This is a genomic window from Streptomyces sp. NPDC048211 (genome assembly GCF_043202315.1).
In the GTDB taxonomy this organism is placed as follows: Bacteria; Actinomycetota; Actinomycetes; order Streptomycetales; family Streptomycetaceae; genus Streptomyces.
This window is the reverse complement of sequence record NZ_JBIDAD010000002.1, coordinates 292,132-311,536: the sequence shown is the minus strand read 5'-3', so window position 1 is coordinate 311,536 and position 19,405 is coordinate 292,132. Positions and strand designations below refer to the sequence as shown.

The window sequence follows — 19,405 nt, the reverse complement described above, 5'->3', positions numbered from 1 at the left end:
GTCACACCGTCCTGATGCGCGGGTTGACCAGCAGGTAGAGCAGGTCGACGATGACGTTGACCACCAGGAACGCGATGGCGATGGTCAGTACGGTGCCCTGGACCAGGGCGATGTCGCCTCCGGTGACACCTTCGAGGATGAGTTTGCCCATGCCGGGCAGGTCGAAGATCGCTTCGATGACGACGGCGCCGCTGAGCAGGTAGCCGACCTTGACGCCGAGCACGGTGAGCGGGGTGACGAGGGCGTTGCGCAGCACGGAGCGGATGACCAGGAAGACCGGCAGTCCGTTGCCCTGCGCGGTACGCACGTAGTCCCGGTCGAGCTCGGTGACCATCGAGGTGCGGATGAGGCGGGCGAGCGAGGCGGCGACGGGCACCGCGAGTGACACGGCGGGCAGGATCATCGTCCGCAGCCATCCGCCGAACGAGTCGGCGATGTTGGTGTATCCGCCGGTCGGGAAGATCTGGGTGTTCAGCGCGAACTGCTGGATGAGCAGGACCCCGAGCCAGAAGGACGGAACGGCGACGCCGGCCATGGACAGGACCCGGAAGAGCTGGTCGGGCCAGCGGTCGCGGTACATCGCGCCCAGGACGCCGCCGGCGACGGCGAGGACGATGGCGATGACGAGCCCGAGGATCGTGAGCTGGAGGGTGAGCGGGAAGGCGGCGGTGATCCTGTCGAGCACGGGCTGGCTCGGCGGGACGGTCGACCCGAGGTCGAAGTGGATCAACTGGCCGAGGAAGTGGAAGTAGCGCACGGGCAGCGGGTCGTTGAGCCCGTTGGCATCGGCGAAGGCCTCCCGGGCCTCAGGGGTGGCGCTCTCCCCGAGCGCGTTGTAGGCCGGGTCGACCGGCGAGAACTGCAGCACCACGAAGACGAGCAGCGCGATACCGAGGATCATCACCGGCATCATCGCGACGCGGCGCACCGCGAGCCGGAGAAAAGCAACCATCGTCGGGTTCCTTGCGGTTGGGCGGTCATCCGGTCAGGGGCACCGGTGGGTGCTCGGTGTTCCGGACCGGGTTGTCGGACGCGCGCGGGGCGGCGCCGGTCTGGGGCTCCCGTCCGGGCCGGCCCGGGTCGGGCCGGGCCGGCCCGGACGGGAGTGCTGGAGGGTCGGGGCCGTACGGCAGCCTGTGCGGGGGCTGCCGTACGGCCCCGGCGGGGGAACCGCCGGTCAGGCGGGGCTGACGTCGAGGAAGGACAGGCCGGTGGTCGGCAGCGGCTTGAAGCCGGTCAGGCCCTTCTCGTTCCAGGCGGTGGGCAGCTTGCGGTGGAGGATCGGGTAGAGCGGCACCTCGTCGGCGACGACATCGGTGATCTGGCCCCACAGCTGCTTGCGGGTCGCCTCGTCGCCGGCCTGGGCGGCCTTGTCGAGGAGCTGCTTGACCTTCTTGTACTCGGCGGTCCTGGACCAGCCGTAGCGGTTCTCCGGCCAGAAGCCGTAGTAGAACCAGCGCAGCAGCAGGTCCGCGTCGTTGCCGAAGACCGAGGGGTCGCCGGGTGCGACGAGGACCTCGAAGTCACCGCTGTCGACCTTGGCGTACTGGGCCGCGGACTGGGCGATGCCCAGGGTGGCCTCGATGCCGGCCGCGGCCCAGCTCTCCTTGATCAGCGGGGCGATGTCCTTGACCCAGCCGGTGTCGGTGGTCAGGACGGTGAACTTGAGGTCCTTCACCCCGGCTTCGGCGAGCAGCTTCTTCGCCTTGGCCACGTCGTGCGTGTAGACGGTGGAGGCCTTGTGGTAGTCGGGGTGCGTGGCGGGGACGTAGCCCGTGGCGGCCGACGCGTTCCCGACCATGGCGGTCTTGATGATCTTCTCGGTGTCCAGCGCGTAGTGCAGGGCCTGGCGGACCCGCTTGTCCGCGAACCGCTTGTCGGCGGTGTTGAACATCAGGAACAGCAGGCCGAACGACTGCACCGACTCGGTCTTCGCCGTGCCGGACAGCCCCTTCACGTCGATGTACGGGACGTCCTCGATGGCCTGGACACGGCCGGACTGCATGGCGCTGACGCGGGCCGACTGGTCCGAGATCAGGCGCCAGACCATCTTCTTGGCCTTGGCGGGGTGCGCGCCGTTGTACGCGCCGAACTTCTCGAAGACGATCTTGTCCTCGCGGGTCGCCGAGACGAACTTGTACGGCCCCGAGCCGACGGGCTTGGCGTCGAAGCCCTTGACGTCCGCCTCGACGATCTTCTTCGGCACGATCCGGGCCACGGCGATGCGGGACGGGAAGAGCGCGAAGGGGTACTTGAGCTTGAACTCGACCGTGCCGGCGTCGACGGCCTTCACGGTGTCGATGAAGGGCACGAACTGTGCCATCAGCGAGGCGTTCTTCGGGTCCAGGATGCGCTCGAAGCTGAACACGACGTCGTCGGCGGTGACGGCCGATCCGTCGTGGAAGGTCGCGCCCTTGCGCAGCGTCGCGCGGTAGGTGGTGGCGTTGATCTTCTTGGGCATCTCGGTGGCGAGTGCGGGCCGTGCCACGAGTGTTGCCGGATCGAGATCGACCAGCCCCTCGAAGATGTGCATATTGGCGGCGTACGGGGTCGCGCCCGAGGTGATCATCGGGTCGAAGCCGGTCGACAGCGGGTAGGACAGGCCGGCCTCGATGAGGTCGCTGCCGCTGCTCTTGCCCGCCGAGCCGTTGGCGGTCGACGACGGGCCGCCGCACGCGGAAAGGCCCGCGGTGATGGCGGCCGCGGCACCCACGGCGCTGGTGTAACGAAGGAAGGTGCGGCGCTCGACACCGGCTGCTCTCAGCTCGGGCACGGGTCCTCCAGGGACTTGAGGTGGGCGTCAGGGGTAAACCGGGGGGTCTGGCACAGGTTCTCGGGGACTGCGGAACCTGAAGCATCAGACGTCAGATGTCTGATGCCTTGATAGCGTGGGAACGTAGCTTGACAATCGAGAGGGGTCAAGAGGTGGGGAGTTCACATATGTCCGGAACGAGGCCCGGCCGGCAGCTGCTCCGGCAGGAAGTCGTCGACGGCATCAAGCGGTACATCCTCGAAGAACGGCTTCGCCCCGGGGATCCGCTGCCCACCGAGCCCGCCCTGTGCGAGGCTCTCGGCGCCAGCCGCTCCAGCGTCCGCGAGGCCGTCAAGATCCTGAACGCGCTGGACATCGTCGAGGTCAGGCACGGGCACGGCACCTACGTCGGCCGGCTGAGCCTGTCCGCGCTGGTGGAGAGTCTCACCTTCCGCGGGCTGCTCTCACCCGACGACGACTTCCAGGTGATGTCCGACCTGGTCGACGTGCGCGAGCTCTTCGAGCGCGGGCGGGCCGACCGGATCGTCTCGCTGCTCACGCCCGAGCAGCTGGACACCCTGGACGGCCTGGTGGCCACCATGCGCGCGACCGGGGCCCAGGACGGACACGGCTTCGTGGCCGCCGACCGCGCCTTCCACGCCCTGCTCGTCGCCCCGCTCGACAACGATCTGATCGGGCAGCTCTCCATGGCCTTCTGGGATGTGTACGCGATCGTCGCGCCGCACCTGGACGGCTTCACGCACGCCGACGAGACGGAGACGATCGCGGCCCACCAGAACATCGTGGACGCCGCCCGGGCGGGCGACATCGCCGGGTTCATCAAGGCGCTCGGCGAGCACTACGCCCCCGTACGGCGCCGGATCTCCGAGGCCCGCGCCCGGCGCTGAACCGTTCACCCGAGCCACCCGGGCCCGGCGGAAGGAGCCGGGCGGACCCTTGACTGCCCACCTGGTGGGTGCCTAGGGTCCGTGTGCCGATAGGACATCTGACGTCATGCGTCTGATGCCCAGCGCATCACCGCGCACACGGCACTTCCCGCCGCGCCCCCAGGAGGGCACCTCCATGCCGTTCACGGACCTCTCGCTCGCGGACTGCCGCGACTACCGGCCGACACTTCCCGTTCCGGCGGACTTCGACGCCTTCTGGTCGCGGACCCTGGACGAGGCCCGGTCCTGCGCGGCGGACAAGCCCGTGTTCGCACCGGTGGACACCGGGCTCATCCAGGTCCGTACGTACGACGTGACGGTTCCCGGCTTCGCCGGACAACCGGTCCGCGGCTGGCTGCGGATGCCGGCCGGGGCGGGCGAACCGCTGGGCTGCGTCGTGGAGTTCCTGGGGTACGGCCGGGGCCGGGGGCTGGCGCACGAGAACCTGTTGTGGGCGTCGGCCGGTTACGCGCACCTCCTGATGGACACCCGCGGCCAGGGCTGGTCGGCCGCGGGCGGCGACACCGCCGATCCGGACGGCGGCGCGGCCGGCGTCGTACCCGGCTTCCTCACCCGGGGCATCGAGAGCCCCGAAACGTACTACTACCGGCGGCTGTTCACCGACGCGGTGCGCTGCGTCGATGCCGTGCGCGCCCGGCCCGAGATCGATCCGGAGCGGATCGTGGTGACCGGAGTCAGCCAGGGCGGCGGCATCGCGCTGGCCGTATCGGGGCTCGTCCCCGGGCTGGCGGGGGTGATGCCGGATGTGCCGTTCCTCTGCAACTTCCGCCGTGGGGCGGAGATTTCGGGACGGCCTCCGTTCACCGAGATCGCCGAGTACCTCAAGCTCCACCGCGACCGGACCGAGTCGGTCTTCTCCACCCTCTCGTACTTCGACGCCGCACTGCTCGCCACCCGGGCAACGGCTCCCGCGCTGTTCTCCGTCGCGATGATGGACGACATCTGCCCGCCCTCCACCTGCTTCACCGCCTACAACGGCTACGCCGGGCCCAAGGACGTGCGGATCTACGCGTTCAACGGGCACGAGGGCGGCGCGGAGTACCAGCAGCGGGAGCAACTGGCCTGGGTGGCCTCCCTGTTCGCAGGCCTGCCGTCGGGGCAGGCCGGCCACTCCTGACCGGAGGCACCTTCCGTGCGCAGACGATCCATGCTTTTCGCCGCAGGCGCGGCAGCCCTGGGCACCCAGCTCGGCGGCCGCTCCTTGGCCGCCGCTGCGGGCAGCGGCCCGGTCCTGGACCACGACACCCCCGTGGACCTGGACGGCAGCGAGTACGTCGACCTGTCGAACCAGGCCGGCGTACTCGCCCCGCTCACCACGGGAACCATCGTCGTCACCTTCCGCACCACGAGCCACAACGAGGCGATGACGCTGCTCAGCGCCTCGGACCCCACCGCCCCCTCCTCCAACATCACACTGAACCTGAGCGGCGGTGCCCTTCAGTTCTCCGTACGCGAGAAGGGCGCGGTCCTTATTAATGTCATGACCAGGACACGGTACGACGACGGGCTGAGCCACACCGTCGCCGTCACCGTCGACGGGTCGGGCACCAGGCTGTCCGCCGGCGGGCGCACCGTGTTCGAGACGGCGCAGCACTCCTTCTTCGGGAACGTCTCCCGGTTGAGCGCCCTCGCACTGGGGCGCAACACCGACAGCGACCACCCCGGCGGCGAGTGGTTCTGCACCGGCACCATCGAGCGGGCAGCCGTCTGGGACCGGGTGCTGAGCGAGGCCGAACTGGTCGCGCAGAGCCCCCGCCCCGATCTCGCCGACCTGGGCCGGATCTCCGTGATCCTCAACAGCAACACCCCGGCCACCTGGGTCGTCACCGGTGACAGCATCACCCACGGCGCGCTGCACACCCATGGCTGGCGCAGCTACCCGGAGCACTGGATGGAGCGGGTGCGCTGGGAGCTGGGCAAGCCGAAGAACCGCGATTTCATGGTCGATTCCGGAGTCAGCGGCGCGACCAGCGCCGAGCTGGTGGCGCGGTTCGGCGAGCGGGTCACCGCCTTCTCGCCGCACGTCGTCTCGATCATGATCGGTACGAACGACATCGCGACGGCCGGACTGGGCCTCGACGCCTACCGGGCCAACCTCGTCTCGCTCGTGCGCTCCGTACGCGCCCTGCCGGGCTCCCCGGTGCCGGTGCTCCAGTCGCCCAACCCGGTGGATCCGGCGAAGTGGCCGGGGCGGGTGAACCTCTCGCAGTACGCCCAAGTCATGGGCGAGGCCGCCACACAGGAGAAGGCCGTCTTCGTCGACCACTACAACGACTGGCGGGACGGCAACGGCGGCCAGGTCCCCCTGTCCCTGCTCAGCGACGGGCTCCACCCCAACGAGCGGGGCCACCACCGCATCGCCCTAAAAATGATCAAGGACCTGCGGATCCACGAGGCGAGCAGCGCGGTCTGCTCCCTGCGCATCCCGTAGTCCGGCCCCTTCTTCCGTCTCCCACCCTTCGAGAAGCCCCACCCCTTCCGAGAAGAGAGATCGTCCATGAAGAGAACTGTCCCTGTCGCCCTGCTCGGTGCCGCCCTGCTGGTGGCCACCACGACGGGCACCGCGCAGGCCGCGTCACCCGCCCCCGGCACGCTCACGTCCCAGGACCTGACCGTCAACGGCGTGGGCTCCCCCTACTACCGGATCCCGGCCCTGACCACCTCGGTCAAGGGCACCGTGCTGGCGGCGTACGACGCCCGGCCCACGCTCGGCGACCTGCCCTCCAACATCGGCGTGACGCTGCGGCGCAGCACCGACGGCGGTACGACCTGGCAGGCGCAGCAGGTGGTCCGCAAGGACGCCGCGCCCCAGGGCTACGGGGATCCGAGCCTGCTCGTCGACCGGACGACCGGCCGTATCTTCCTGTTCTACGCGGCCGGGGTGAACCAGGGATTCTTCGGCTCGGCGACCGGCAACGACGAGAGCGACCCGAACGTCCTGCAGGCCGACTACAGCTACTCGGACGACGACGGTCTGACCTGGACCCACCGCCGGATCACCAAGCAGATCAAGAACCCTGCCTGGGGCGGGATGTTCGCGGCGTCCGGCGAGGGCATCCAGCTGCGCAACGGGGCCCACAAGGGCCGGCTGATCCAGCAGTACGCCATCCGGAACAACGGGGCCAACTACGCGGTCAGCGCCTACAGCGACGACCACGGCGCGACCTGGCGGACGGGCACCCCCGTCGGGCCCGGCGGTGACGAGAACAAGACCGTTGAGCTGAACGACGGCACCATCATGCTCAACAACCGCTCGGCGCCCTACCGGACGATCGCGTACTCCACGGACGGCGGAGTCACCTACACCCCGTTCGTCCAGGACATCGAGCTCCCCGATCCGGCGAACAACGCATCGGTCATGCGCTACGCCCCCGACGTCCCGGCCTCGAACCCGCAGTCGTCCTGGCTGCTCTTCAGCAACACCGAGGCCACGTCGCGCAAGAACCTCACGGTCAAGATGTCCTGCGACAACGGGAAGACCTGGCCGATCAGGAAGGTGGTCGACGCGGGCGCCGCGGCCTACTCGACGCTGACCCGGCTGCCCGACGGCCGGCTCGGACTGCTGTACGAACGGGGCAACTACGAGCACATCACGTACTCCTCCTTCGACCTGAAGTGGCTCGGCGGCACCTGTGCCGACATCACGATCACCCCGCCGGCGGCACTCAGGGCGGGCACGAGCGCCGAGGTGACGGTCCGCGTCGTCAACAGGATGGACGTGCGCCGCAGCGCGGGCACCGTCGACCTGACCGTGCCGGGCGGCTGGACGGCCACGCAGACCGCGATCCCGGCGCTGAGGCCCGGCGAGGGCGCCAACATCAAGGTCCCGGTGACGGTGGCCGCGGGCGCCTCGGGGAACGCCACGCTGACCGCCACCTACCGGGCGGACGGCAAGCAGGCATCGGGCAGCACGACGGTCACCGTCACCCCGTAGCCCGGACGGCGGACCCGCGTCCAGCCGCCACGGGATGGTTGGACGCGGGCTGTCACCACCCCGTTGAATGAGCGCCACACACAGGACCCGGAGAAGGCGGTGGCGGGCTTGGCGGGAGCCGGATTACGCATCGGAGTGGTCGGCGGGAGCGTGGCCGGCTGCGCCATGGCGATCGCCGGGACGAGGGCCGGGGCCGAGGTCACGGTGTACGAGCGCAGTGACGGGGCCCTGGAGGACCGGGGGTTCGGCATCGTCGTCCCGCCGCCGCTCCACCGGGAACTGGTCGCGGCCCGCTATCTGGACGCCGGCATGGAGACGGCGCCGGTGCCCTCGCGGGTCTGGCTCACCCGGGAGCCCGGTCGGCAGCACGCGCGTGAACTGGCTCGTCACGAAAGCGCGGTGACACCCTGTCATTGGGGCCTGTTGTGGCGCACCCTGCGCGCGAACGCCGACGGCGTCACGTACCACCGCGGGCGTCCCGTCACCGAGGTGCTGCGCCATCCGTCGGGCGGCGCGGTGATCCGGACGGCGGACTCCGAGGAGCGGTACGACATCGTCGTCGGCGCCGACGGCTCGCGGTCCGTCACCCGGGCGGCCGTCGCCCCGGGTGTGCTGCCGGTTCCGGCGGGATACGCGGTGTGGCGCGGCACCCTCCCGCTCGACGCGCTCGCCGGACACCCGGACCAGCTGGAACGGGTGCGCACTGCCTGGATCACACTGGGATTCCGGGGCGGACACGGCGTGTTCTACCTGATCCCGGGCCCCGTCGAGGGGTCCCGGCTGCTCGCCTACGCCATCTACGGTCCCCCTCCCCCTCCGTCGTGGACCGCCGGGCGCGAGGAGTACGTGCGGCGCGTCGCCGAGGAGCACTTCCCGGCGGACTGGGCCGGCATCGTCGGCCGGGGCGCGCACACCTCCCTGGCCTGCCACGACGTCACCGACTTCCATGTGTCCCGGGTCGCGGAACCGCCGTTCCTGCTGGCGGGCGACGCGGCGAGCGTCACGCGGCCGCACACAGCGAGCGGCGCGACGAAGGCGTTGCAGGACGCGCTCTGTCTGGAGCGGGTGCTGCGCGCGTCGTCCTCCGCCGACGAGGCGCTCGTCCGGTTCGCCGACGAGCGGTCGGACGAGGGAGCCCGGCTGGTCGCCCTGGGGCGGCGGCTGGGGCACGCCATGGTGGAGCGGACCCCGGACTGGGCGGCGATGGGCGCGGCGGAGATCGAGGAGTGGAGCCGGTCCACGCTGGACGGCGCCGGCAGCTATCTGTACGGCGGCGTCCAGCGGGAGTGACGTCGCTGCGGTCAGCGGCCGGCCGCCGACGGCTCGGCGCCGGCGGTCAGCGCGGCCATGTCCACGACCCGGTCGGCGGCCTCCGCCACGACCGGGTCGTGCGTGGCCACGACCGTGACGCAGTCGTCCCGGTGGGTGCGTTCGGCCAGCAGTGCGGCCAGCTCACCGGCCTGGGAACGGTCGACGGCCGCGGTCGGTTCGTCGATCAGCAGAAGCTCCGGTGAGAGGAAGAGCGCACGGGCCAGGGCCACGCGCTGCCGCTCGCCGCCGGAGAGCTGCTCGGGGCGATGGCGCAGCCGATGGCCGAGGCCCACCCGGGTCAGGGCCTCCTCGGCCCGTGAGCGGTGTACGCGAGGTCGCTCGCCGCTGATGTACACCGCGGCGAGCAGCTGGTCGGTCGCGGTGAGACCGGAGAGCAGATTCCCGCTCTGGAACATGTAGCCGATCCGTTCCCTGCGCGCCTTGGCACGCCGGGCATCGGAGAGCTCGGCGAGGTCCTCCCCGCCCAGCAGGACCTGCCCGGCGGTGGGCCGCAGCAGCGCACCCGCGACGGCGAGCAGCGTGGACTTGCCGGAGCCCGACGGGCCGACGAGTGCGGTCATGCGGCCGGGTTCGAAGGTGACGTCGAGGCTGTCGAGGACGGTGGTCCGGGCGTCGGCGTGACCGAACGCGACGGTGACGCGGCTCAGTTCGAGGCTCATCGGTTGGCTCCCAGCATGGTCAGCGGGTCGGCTCGGGTGACCCGGCGCAGGGTCAGGGCGGTGCCCGCGAGGCCCACGGCCGCGACGGTGCACATGGTGACGAGGAGAGTGGCGGCGGGAAGGCTGAACGGCACCTGGTCACCGACCAGCAGCCCGACCGCTCCGGCGAGCGCGGCGCCCGCCGCCGTGCCCAGGACGACGACCAGGGCCGCCTGCAGGACGGTGTGGGAGAGCAGCCGCCGGCGGGAGGCTCCCAGGGCCCGCAGCAGGGCGAGTTCGGGCTGTCGCTGCACGGTCCACACGGCGAAGAAGGCACCGACCACCAGGGGGGCGATCAGGTAGAGGAAGACCTGGATCGAGTTCATGGTGACGCGCTCGCCGGTATAGCCGGGGGCCGCCTCGTATGCCTTCTCCTTGGTGAGGGTGGTGGTGGAGTACCGCGCGTCGAGGGTGGCGGTGGAGGCCCCGTCCGGCGGGGTGCGCAGGGCCAGGGCGCTGAACTGCCCGGGGGGCGCGGCGCCGGCGGACGCCGGGGCGCCCGGGGTGCTGAAGCGGATGCGCTGCCAGGTCGGCAACGGGACGTAGGCGACCGGCACATGGCCGTAGCTGGACCGCTCGGTCCGCCCGACGACCCGCAGTTCGATGCCCAGCCGGTCGATGACGAGTGTGTCGCCCACGCGCACGCCGTCGTCGGCGAGCTGGGCGGACATCACCATGGTGTCCGCCGCCACGTCGGCGAGGCCTTCCCCCTCGTCGACGGAGGGGGCGAGGAAGGAGCCGGGCTCGACGCCGAAAGCGGCGAGATCGACCTCGGCGCCGCGGTTCGTCGTGCCGCGGGTGATGGAGACCCCCAGCGGGGTCGTCTCGGTGTCCGCGTCCTCGCGCCAGGCGGCGGCGGTCTTCTCGTCGAGGAGACTGCGGGCGAACTGGTCGGACCGCGCGTCCGAGGAGAAGACCAGCTGTGAGGCCGGAAGGCGGCGCAGCGCGGAGATGGTGTCGTCGCCCAGGCCGGTGGTGAAACCGGAGACGATGCCGACGAGTGCGGCGACGAGCACCACGACGGACCCCATGAGCAGGAAGCGCCCCCGGGCGGCGCGCAGCTCCAGCAGTGCGAGGAACACAGCGGTTCCCTTCGATGGATCGATGTTAGGGACAAGGTGTCGCTAACATAGATGATGGGGACGCGGCGTCCCTAAGTGGGGGGCGGTCCGGGCCGCCGCGGCTTCTAGACTGGGCCGGTGCCCCGGATCAGAGCCGCCACCGTCGCCGAGCACCACGCCCAGCAGCGGCTGGCCCTGGTGCGGGCGGCGCGCGAGCTGCTGGAGAGCGGCGACGCCGAGGCCGTGACCTTCTCCGCGATCGCCAAGGCCACGGGCCTCGCCCGCAACAGCGTGTACAAGTACTTCCCCGGCCGCCCCGAACTGCTCGCCGCGGTCGTCGAGGACGCGATGCCCCGCTGGACGGACGCCATCCGGGCCGGCATGTCGGCCGCCGGTACGCCCGAGGAGAAGATCGCCGCCTACGTGTCCTCGCAGCTGGACCTGGTGCGCGGCGGGGAGCACCGGATCGCCCAGGCGCTGGCCGGGGTCCGGGACGCGGCGGTGGTGCGGGAGAGCGCGGTGCGGGCCCACCGGGAACTCCTCACCCCGCTGATCGGCGCGCTGACCGAGCTGGGCGAGGAGGACCCGCGGCGCACGGCGCTGCTTCTGCAGGGCATCGTCAACGCGGCCACGACGGCGATCGAGAACGGTGACGACGCCGCGGCGGTGACGGACCGGGCCGTGCGCATGGCCGTCACCGCGATCACCGGGGCCACGCAGGAACGGTGAGCGGCCGGCCGGGCCCACCCCGCCCGGCTACCGGGCCGGGGCCGGTTCCAGCCGGTCGCGGATGCCGTCGAAGTGCGTACGCATCGCCCGTACCGCCCGCACCCCGTCGGCCGCCGCGACGGCCTCGACGATCTCGCGGTGCTGGGCGCAGGTGACCGACGGATCCTGGTGCCCGTCGTCGAGGTCCTCCCGCACCCGGTCCATGGCCGCCCAGAACGCGTCGAGCACCTCGCTGAGCAGGTGGTTGTCCAACGAGGCGTAGAGCGCGAGATGGAAGGCGCGGTCGGTGGAGCGGGCCACCCGGCCGGCGGCGGCCTCCTCCTCCATCTTCGCGACCAGGGCGCGCAGCACCTCCAGATCCTCCGCCGGGACGCCGGCCGCCACGGTTCCGACGAGCCCCGCCTCCAGAGCCTCCCGCACCTTCATCAGTTCGGCGAGCCCCGGCTCGCCCTGGCGGTGGCGGACGGCCGCGCGGAAGGCGAGGCCCTCGGCGAACGGCGACAGGGAGAGCGAGCCCACGAAGGTGCCGTAACCCCGGCGGATCTCCACGACGTTGACCGCCTGGAGCGATTTGAGGGCCTCGCGCACCGATACCCGGCCGGCTCCGAAGAGCTCCATCAGCTCGGCCTCGGTGGGCAGGGCGTCGCCGGGCGCGAGCCGTCTCTCCAGGATCAGCTCCTTGAGCCGGCGCTCGATGTCCTGAGCCATGGTGGGCCGCGCCACAACGTCCTCCTGAGGTGCCGTGCCCCTTGACCGTTCGCAGGAGCATCTGTTTAAGGTGAAGCCAGACATAGGACATCTTACGTCTCATGTCTCGATCCGGGTAGCCGCTCAGGCCACGGATCGGTGTCCCGACCAGCTGGAGCCTTCACCATGCCTCTGACCGCACCCCTGCACGGCGTCGTCCCGCCGGTCTGCACCCCGCTCGACTCCCGCGGGGAGGTCGACACCACGTCCCTCGTCCGGCTCGTCGAGCACCTCATCGCCGGGGGTGTGCACGGACTCTTCGCGCTCGGGTCCACCAGCGAGGTCGCCTACCTCACCGACGAACAGCGCGCCACGGTCCTGGAGACCGTCGTCAACACGACCGACGGACGCGTCCCCGTCCTCGCCGGTGTCATCGACACCACCACGGCCCGGGTCGTCGAACACGCCAGGGCGGCCGCCGCCCTGGGCGCCGACGCCCTGGTCGCGACCGCGCCGTTCTACACCCGCACCCACGCCAAGGAGATCGCCGGGCACTTCCGGCGGCTGCGCGCCGAGGTGGACCTGCCGCTGTTCGCGTACGACATCCCGGTCGCCGTGCACAGCAAGCTGTCCTCCGCGCTGGTCCGCGAGCTCGCCGAGGACGGCACCCTGGCCGGGCTCAAGGACAGCAGCGGCGACGAGGGCGGGCTGCGCCGGCTCGTCGTCGAGCTCGGCGGCCGCGAGGGGCGCGCCGACGGACCGGTCCCGGGCTTCAGCATCCTCACCGGATCAGAGCTGACCGTCGACGCGGCCCTGCTGGCCGGCGCCGACGGCGTCGTCCCCGGCATCGGCAACGTGGACCCGGCAGGCTACGTACGGCTCTACGAGGCCGCGCGCGCCGGCGACTGGACGCTGGCCGCCAGGGAGCAGGAGCGGCTGATCAAGCTGTTCGCCATGGTCGACGTCGGCCCCGAGGCGGACATGGGGCGCAGCTCCTCGGCGCTCGGCTCCTTCAAGTCGGCGCTCCGACTGCTCGGCATCATCGACTGCGGCGACACCGCGTTCCCGCAGATCCAGCTGTCCGCCGAATCCGTCGCACTCGTCTCCGGACGGCTGCGCGACGCCGGTCTGCCGCCCGTCCGATGACCGCCTCGACACAGCCGGCGCCGGCCGGGCCGCCCGTCGTCGGCCTCGACCTCGGCGGCACAAAGATCGCCGCCGCGCTGCTCGGGGCGGACGGCACGGTCCTGGCCCGGCACAGCCGGCCCACCCCGGCCCAGGAGGGCGCCGCGGCGGTGCTCGACGCACTCGCCGCGGCCGCCGCCGAGGTCGACCCCGGCCACAGTGCCGCGGTGCTCGGCATCGCGGCGGCCGGGGTCATCGATCCCCGTACCGGCATGGTCACCAGCGCCACCGACTCGCTGCGCGGCTGGGCGGGCACCCCGCTGGGCGTCGGCCTCGCCAACCGCACCGGATACGCGGTGGCCTGCGACAACGACGTGCGCGCGACCGCCGGGCCGGAGCTCGCCACGCTGAACGCCGAGACCGGGGGCCACGGCTCCCTGCTCTTCGCCGCCATCGGCACCGGCGTCGGCGGCGCCCTCGCCGCCGACGGGCGGATGCTGCACGGCGCGGCCGGCATCGCCGGTCACCTCGGCCATCTGCCCAGCCCCGAGGCCGCCGGGCTGCCCTGCACCTGCGGGGCCACCGGTCACCTGGAGGTCATCGCCTCCGGCCCCGGGATCGCCGCCCACTACGAGCGGTTGACCGGTGCCCGTGTGGACCGGCTGGAGACCGTCGCCGCGCGCGCCGCGCAGGGCGACGCCCACGCCGTCACCGCCATCACCACGGGCGCGGCCGCGGCCGGCCATGTCCTCGGCGGGCTCGCCAACGCGTTCGGCCCGGACCGGGTCGTCATCGGCGGCGGGGTCCCGCGGATCGGCCCGCTGTACGGGGACGCCCTGCGGGCCGCCTTCGCCGGGGAGCTGATGGGGCCGCTGCGCAGGCTCGTCCCGCAGGCCCCGCTGCTCGGCCACGACGCGGCCGTGCTCGGCGCGGCCGCCCTCACCACCACTCTTCCCCTCCACCACCCGGGAGCTCTCCGATGACCGCGCAGGAACTGGCCACCACCCTCCGGGGCAAGCTGATCGTGTCGTGTCAGGCGCCCCCCGGCGATCCGATGCGGGAGACGTCCACTCTGGTCCGGCTCGCGCAGTCGGCGGTCGCCGGCGGCGGCGCCGCGATCCGCGCCAACGATCCGGAGGTCGTCGCCGCGATCACCGCCGTCGTCGGCCTGCCGGTCATCGGCCTGTGGAAGGACGGCGACACCGGGGTGTTCATCACCCCGACCGTCCGGCACGCCCTGGCCGTGGCCTCGGCGGGCGCCGCCGTCGTCGCCGCGGACGCCACCGACCGGCCGCGCCCCGACGGATCGACGTTCGCCGAGCTCGTCGAGGCCGTGCACGCGGCGGGCGCGCTCGTCATGGCCGACGTCTCGACCCTCGCCGAGGGTGTCGCGGCGGCGGAGCTCGGGGCGGACTTCGTCTCCACGACCCTGTCCGGTTACGTGCCCGGCACGCCGAAGCAGACCGGCCCGGATCTCGATCTGGTCTCGGCCCTCTCCGCCGCGATCGACGTCCCGGTCGTCGCCGAAGGCCGTATCAACACCCCCGGCGAAGCGGCCGACGCCCTGGCGCGCGGCGCCCACAGCGTCGTCGTCGGCACCGCCATCACCGCTCCCACGGCTCTGACCGCCCGCTTCGTGGCAGGCATCACCCGGCCATGACCTGTCCCACCACGCGGGACGGCTGTTCACACAACCGGGCACCGTCCCGCACCCTGGAGTCACCGTGCAGACCACCACACCCCCCACGCTCCCCTGGTACCGCAGGCTGAGCCGCACCCAGTGGAAGTCGTTCTTCGCCGCCTGGATCGGCTATGTACTCGACGGCTTCGACTTCGTGCTGATCACCCTCGTCCTCACCGAGATCAGTGACGAGTTCGGCCTGAGCACGGTGCAGGCGGCCAGCCTGATCTCCGGTGCGTTCATCACCCGCTGGCTGGGCGGCGCCGTGCTCGGCGCCATCGGCGACCGCTACGGCCGCAAGTTCTCCATGGTGCTCAGCATCCTGCTGTACTCGGTGGGCACCTTCGCGTGCGGGTTCGCGTGGAACTACACGAGTCTGTTCGCCGCCCGGCTGGCCATCGGCATGGGCATGGCCGGCGAGTACAGCGCCAGCTCCACGTACGTCATGGAGAGCTGGCCCGCCGGTCTGCGCAATCGGGCCAGCGGCTTCCTGATCTCGGGCTTCTCGGTCGGCTCGGTGCTCGCCGCCCAGGTCTACAACTGGGTGGTGCCCTCGCTCGGCTGGCGCTGGATGTTCTATCTGGGCATCGTCCCGATCGCCATCGCGCTGTGGATGCGGCGCACGCTGCCCGAGGCCGAGGAGTGGACGGAGACCGTGGCGGAGCGGGGGGCCAAGCCCAACCCCTTCCGGCCGCTGTTCCTCACACCTGCCCGCGCCACCGTCAACACGGTCCTCGTCGTCGTCGCCACGGTCTCCCTTTTCCTCGTCTTCACGCCGGGCGGAGCCGGTATGGTGCCGGTGCTCTCGGTGATCGCAGGTCTCACGCTCGCCGCGTTCGCCGTGCAGCTGGGCGGGAAGCGCAGCTGGGTGCTGTACCTGTCGATGATCGTGACGCTGTTCTTCGCGTTCCTGTACTCCTGGCCGATCCAGGCCCTGCTGCCCACGTATCTGAAGACGGAGCTGGGCTACACCACGGACCAGGTCACCGACGTGCTGTACTTCGCCGGCTTCGGCACCATGGCGGGCTGCTGGGTCGCGGGCTTCCTCGGCGACTGGATCGGCACGAAGAAGGCGTACGCGCTGACGCTGCTGGCCTCACTCGCCTTCGTCTACCCGGTCTTCGCGGTGCGGGACAACCTGATGCTGCTCGGCATCCTCCTCTTCCTCCTCCAGGCGACGAGCTTCGGCATCTCGGGGCTGCTCCCCCGCTACATCGGCGGGCACTTCCCGACCGCCAGCCGGGGTGCGGCGCTCGGCTTCACGTACAACGTGGGCGCCCTCGGCGGGGCGGTCGCCCCGGTGCTCGGGGCCCATCTCGCCTCCGGGATGGACCTGGGGCAGGCCCTGGCGGTGCTGACGTTCGCGGGCACGGTGATCGTGGTGGTGCTGGTCGGCTTCGACGTACCGGCGCGGCTGAACCGGCTGACGGACCCGGACGCCGAGCGCGACCACCTGGCGGTGGCGCCGACGCCGGCTGCCGGTGAGCACGCGCCCGCGGACCGGTGAGTAATTCGGTGGACTGCGGCGTGGGGACGGCCTAGCTTCCCGGCGTGGACCTTCCCCGTGCCTTCGTCATCCGCGAGAGCGGCCACCGCCTACACAATCCGTTCACCGAGGAGGATCTGGCCACCCTGGGCCGGGCTCTGCGCCTGGCTCCGGGGACCCGGATCCTCGACCTCGCCTGCGGCAGCGGCGAGCTGCTCTGCACCTGGGCGCGCGATCACGGCGCGACCGGGACGGGGGTCGACATCAGCACCGCCTTCCTGGCCGCCGCCGGGGAACGGGCGGCGGAGCTGAGGGTGGCGGACCGGGTCGCATTCGTGCACGGCGACGCGTCCGGCCATGTCGCGCCGGAACCCGTCGACCTGGCCGCGTGCGTCGGCGCCACCTGGATCGGCGGCGGCGTGGCCGGCACGATCGCCCTCCTGGAGCGCTCGGTGCGGCCGGGCGGGCTGCTGCTGATCGGCGAACCGTACTGGCGCCGTGAACCGCCGGACCTCGCAGCCGTCGAGGCGTGCCACGCGACGGACCGGGACGATTTCTTCGCCCTGCCGGAACTGCTCGGACACTTCGGGGAGCTGGGCTGGGACGTGGTGGAGATGGTGCTTGCCGACCAGCAGGGCTGGGACCGGTACGTCGCGGCTCAGTGGCTCAGCATCCGCCGCTGGCTCGACGCGAACCCCGACGACGAGCTGGCAGGCGAGATGCGCGCGGAGCTGACCTCGGGGCCGGTGCGGCACGCCCGGTACCAGCGCGAGTACCTGGGGTGGGGTGTGTTCGCCCTGATGAAGCGCTGACCCCGGGACGCGGCGCGCGACGTCCCGGGCGCCGGAGGGTCAGGAGTGGTAGAGCACGCGCACGACCATGGTGTCGCCGGGCAGGCCGTCCAGGCAGGACTGGAACATGTGGTCGTACTCCGGGCCCCCGCCCTCCAGCCACCGCCCGTCGAGGGTGAGCAGGGCGGGGGTGGGCAGCACGGCGGCCACATGGCGCGCCACGTACGTCTCCCGGTCCTCGTCGAAGTGGAGGACGGGGTCGGAGGTGAACCGCTCCTCCAGGGCGGGGTCCGCCTCGATCGCCCGGATCAGGGGCTGCGCGCGGAAGGAGGCCACGGCCGCCTCTCTGGCGTGTTCGGGATCCAGGGCCCCGGCGTGCTCGGCGAAGTGACGGAAGGGCAGCGCGGGCGGGTAGCGGCCGGCGAAGGCGTGGTACGCCGTCCAGGTCCCGCCCGCCCGGAGTGCCTCGGCGGCGCGGGGCGTGTCGAGGTCGAGGATGCCGCGCGGGCCGCCGTGGCAGCGTGAGGGCGGCAGGTCGTCGGGGTCATCGGTCCAGTCGTCGTACCGCACGAGCCGGGGATCGTCCTCGTGACCGGGCAGTACGTCGAAGAGACAGCCCGCCCCGGAGACGAACCAGTAGCTCCACTCCCCCACCCAGTCCGGGTGGGGGCGGTCCTCACGGTCGTACCAGAAGGGGGCCATGGCCTCCCCGATCGCCTGCTTCAGCCCGTCGGGGCCGACGGGCGGCAGACAGACGGTGATGCGCTGTTTGCCCATGGGGTCCCCTTGTGCGGTGCGTGTCGGTGCGTCGTCGGCCGCGTCCGGCCGGCTCGCTCATCCGGGGCGGATGACCTTGCCGGGATCCCGGGCGCAGCGGCCTGTGGTGCCGTCAGGTCTCAGGCCGCGATGCGCTCGAAGACCGCGGCGAGGCCCTGGCCGCCGCCGATGCACATGGTCTCCAGGCCGTAGCGGGCCTCGCGACGGTGCAGTTCCCTGGTGAGCGTGGCGAGGATGCGGGCGCCGGTGGCGCCGACGGGGTGGCCGAGGGAGACCCCGGAGCCGTTGACGTTGATCCGCTCCTCGTGGTCCTTCTCGCCGAGGCCCAGTTCGCGGGTGCAGGCCAGCACCTGGGCGGCGAAGGCCTCGTTGAGCTCGATCAGGTCGAGGTCGGCGAGGGTGAGCCCGGCGCGGGCGAGGGCGGTGCGGGTGGCGGGGACGGGTCCGATGCCCATGGTGGCGGCGGGCACACCGGCGCGGGCGAAGGAGACGAGGCGCACCAGCGGGGTGAGGCCGAGACGCTCGGCGGTGGCGGCACTGGTCACCAGGCAGGCGGCCGCCGCGTCGTTCTGGCCGCTGGCGTTGCCGGCGGTGACCGTGGCCTCCGGGTCGGACTTGCCCAGGACCGGGCGGAGCGCGGCGAGCTGTTCGGCGGTGGTGTCGGGGCGGGGGTGCTCGTCCGCGGTGACCACCGTCTCGCCCTTGCGCGTCCTCACGGTGACGGGGACGGTCTCCGCCCCGTACCGCCCCTCGGCCACCGCCCGGCCTGCGCGCTGCTGCGAGCGCAGGGCCAGGGCGTCCTGGTCGGCGCGGCTGATGCCGTACTGACGGCGGAGGTTCTCCGCGGTCTCGATCATGCCGCCGGGGACGGGGTGGTTGACGCCGCCCGCCGTGACCCGGCCGCGGGCCAGCGAGTCGTGCAGCTGGAGGCCGGGGCCCTTGATGCCCCAGCGGCCGTCGTGCGTGTAGTAGGGCGCGGCGCTCATCACGTCGACGCCGCCCGCGACGACCACGTCGCTGAACCCGGCCCTGATCTGCATCGCGGCGTCGAGGACGGCCTGGAGTCCGGAGCCGCAGCGGCGGTCGATCTGGGTTCCGGTGACGGAGACGGGGAGCCCTGCGTCCAGGGCGGCGACCCGGCCGATGGCGGGGGCGTCGGAGGACGGGTAGGCGTGTCCGAGGATCACCTCGTCGATCCGGTCCGGGTCGATCCCCGTGCGGGCGACCACCTCGGCGATGACGCGGGCGGCGAGAGCGGCGGGCGTCTGCCCGGCGAACGCCCCGCCGAAGCGGCCGATGGGGGTGCGCAGCGGTTCGCAGATCACGACATCGTTCGGGTCGGGCACAGCGGGGCCTTTCCGGGAGGGGACACGAAGAAGACAAG

At 71.9% G+C, this 19,405-nt stretch carries 18 protein-coding genes; 11 read left to right on the top strand and 7 right to left on the bottom strand.

The window, feature by feature from the left end; translation table 11 throughout:
* Window position 1: 1 nt before the first annotated feature.
* Complete coding sequence (locus ACGFZA_RS08305) at window positions 2-952, bottom strand: ABC transporter permease (RefSeq protein ID WP_393678212.1); 951 nt, start codon at window positions 950-952, stop codon at window positions 2-4.
* 225 nt (window positions 953-1,177) lie between these two features.
* Window positions 1,178-2,773 carry an ABC transporter substrate-binding protein gene (locus tag ACGFZA_RS08300; RefSeq protein WP_385287087.1) on the bottom strand — a complete coding sequence of 532 codons (1,596 nt, stop codon included), beginning with the start codon at window positions 2,771-2,773 and terminating at the stop codon, window positions 1,178-1,180.
* Between the two features lie 167 nt (window positions 2,774-2,940).
* On the opposite strand from ACGFZA_RS08300, the gene ACGFZA_RS08295 reads away from it, so the two are divergent.
* The 5 genes from ACGFZA_RS08295 (at window position 2,941) to ACGFZA_RS08275 (ending at window position 8,944) form a co-directional block, all read left to right on the top strand.
* Window positions 2,941-3,660 (top strand): FadR/GntR family transcriptional regulator, encoded by a 720-nt coding sequence (locus tag ACGFZA_RS08295; RefSeq protein WP_393678209.1) that lies wholly within the window; start codon window positions 2,941-2,943, stop codon window positions 3,658-3,660.
* Window positions 3,661-3,835: 175 nt separating this feature from the next.
* Complete coding sequence (locus ACGFZA_RS08290; RefSeq protein ID WP_393678207.1) at window positions 3,836-4,837, top strand: acetylxylan esterase; 1,002 nt, start codon at window positions 3,836-3,838, stop codon at window positions 4,835-4,837.
* Between the two features lie 30 nt (window positions 4,838-4,867).
* On the top strand, window positions 4,868-6,151 hold the full coding sequence (locus tag ACGFZA_RS08285; protein ID WP_393678205.1) for a GDSL-type esterase/lipase family protein: 1,284 nt from the start codon (window positions 4,868-4,870) through the stop codon (window positions 6,149-6,151).
* A gap of 66 nt (window positions 6,152-6,217) precedes the next feature.
* Complete coding sequence (locus ACGFZA_RS08280) at window positions 6,218-7,654, top strand: exo-alpha-sialidase (protein ID WP_393678203.1); 1,437 nt, start codon at window positions 6,218-6,220, stop codon at window positions 7,652-7,654.
* A gap of 99 nt (window positions 7,655-7,753) precedes the next feature.
* The gene (locus tag ACGFZA_RS08275) at window positions 7,754-8,944 is read left to right on the top strand and encodes an FAD-dependent monooxygenase (protein ID WP_393678201.1); all 1,191 of its coding nucleotides are present in this window, start codon (window positions 7,754-7,756) and stop codon (window positions 8,942-8,944) included.
* A gap of 11 nt (window positions 8,945-8,955) precedes the next feature.
* Here the strand turns inward: ACGFZA_RS08275 and ACGFZA_RS08270 are convergent, their stop codons facing one another.
* Window positions 8,956-9,645: an ABC transporter ATP-binding protein gene (locus ACGFZA_RS08270; protein WP_393678199.1), complete on the bottom strand. Its 690-nt coding sequence runs from the start codon at window positions 9,643-9,645 to the stop codon at window positions 8,956-8,958.
* Window positions 9,642-10,766 (bottom strand): ABC transporter permease, encoded by a 1,125-nt coding sequence (locus tag ACGFZA_RS08265; RefSeq protein WP_385287101.1) that lies wholly within the window; start codon window positions 10,764-10,766, stop codon window positions 9,642-9,644. Before ACGFZA_RS08265 ends, ACGFZA_RS08270 begins: the two co-directional genes overlap by 4 nt.
* Window positions 10,767-10,883: 117 nt before the next feature.
* Here ACGFZA_RS08265 and ACGFZA_RS08260 point away from each other — a divergent pair, with 117 nt between their 5' ends.
* Complete coding sequence (locus tag ACGFZA_RS08260; RefSeq protein ID WP_385287103.1) at window positions 10,884-11,474, top strand: TetR/AcrR family transcriptional regulator; 591 nt, start codon at window positions 10,884-10,886, stop codon at window positions 11,472-11,474.
* 27 nt (window positions 11,475-11,501) lie between these two features.
* Here the strand turns inward: ACGFZA_RS08260 and ACGFZA_RS08255 are convergent, their stop codons facing one another.
* Complete coding sequence (locus tag ACGFZA_RS08255; RefSeq protein WP_385287105.1) at window positions 11,502-12,197, bottom strand: FadR/GntR family transcriptional regulator; 696 nt, start codon at window positions 12,195-12,197, stop codon at window positions 11,502-11,504.
* 150 nt (window positions 12,198-12,347) lie between these two features.
* Between ACGFZA_RS08255 and ACGFZA_RS08250 the strand changes: the two genes are divergently transcribed.
* The 5 genes from ACGFZA_RS08250 (at window position 12,348) to ACGFZA_RS08230 (ending at window position 17,265) form a co-directional block, all read left to right on the top strand.
* Window positions 12,348-13,307: a dihydrodipicolinate synthase family protein gene (locus tag ACGFZA_RS08250; protein WP_385287107.1), complete on the top strand. Its 960-nt coding sequence runs from the start codon at window positions 12,348-12,350 to the stop codon at window positions 13,305-13,307.
* Complete coding sequence (locus tag ACGFZA_RS08245) at window positions 13,304-14,269, top strand: ROK family protein (RefSeq protein WP_393678195.1); 966 nt, start codon at window positions 13,304-13,306, stop codon at window positions 14,267-14,269. Before ACGFZA_RS08250 ends, ACGFZA_RS08245 begins: the two co-directional genes overlap by 4 nt.
* Entirely contained in the window at window positions 14,266-14,946 is a 681-nt protein-coding gene (locus ACGFZA_RS08240) for an N-acetylmannosamine-6-phosphate 2-epimerase (RefSeq protein WP_393678193.1), read from the top strand. The genes ACGFZA_RS08245 and ACGFZA_RS08240 overlap by 4 nt, the downstream gene beginning before the upstream one ends.
* A gap of 64 nt (window positions 14,947-15,010) precedes the next feature.
* On the top strand, window positions 15,011-16,474 hold the full coding sequence (locus tag ACGFZA_RS08235) for a sialate:H+ symport family MFS transporter (RefSeq protein ID WP_393678191.1): 1,464 nt from the start codon (window positions 15,011-15,013) through the stop codon (window positions 16,472-16,474).
* Window positions 16,475-16,518: 44 nt separating this feature from the next.
* Entirely contained in the window at window positions 16,519-17,265 is a 747-nt protein-coding gene (locus tag ACGFZA_RS08230) for an SAM-dependent methyltransferase (RefSeq protein ID WP_393678189.1), read from the top strand.
* Between the two features lie 39 nt (window positions 17,266-17,304).
* Here the strand turns inward: ACGFZA_RS08230 and ACGFZA_RS08225 are convergent, their stop codons facing one another.
* Both ACGFZA_RS08225 and ACGFZA_RS08220 read right to left on the bottom strand, forming a co-directional pair.
* A complete protein-coding gene (locus ACGFZA_RS08225; protein ID WP_393678187.1) occupies window positions 17,305-18,021 on the bottom strand; it encodes a hypothetical protein in 717 nt (238 codons plus the stop codon).
* Between the two features lie 119 nt (window positions 18,022-18,140).
* Window positions 18,141-19,367 carry an acetyl-CoA C-acetyltransferase gene (locus tag ACGFZA_RS08220; RefSeq protein WP_393678185.1) on the bottom strand — a complete coding sequence of 409 codons (1,227 nt, stop codon included), beginning with the start codon at window positions 19,365-19,367 and terminating at the stop codon, window positions 18,141-18,143.
* Between the last annotated feature and the right edge of the window lie 38 nt (window positions 19,368-19,405).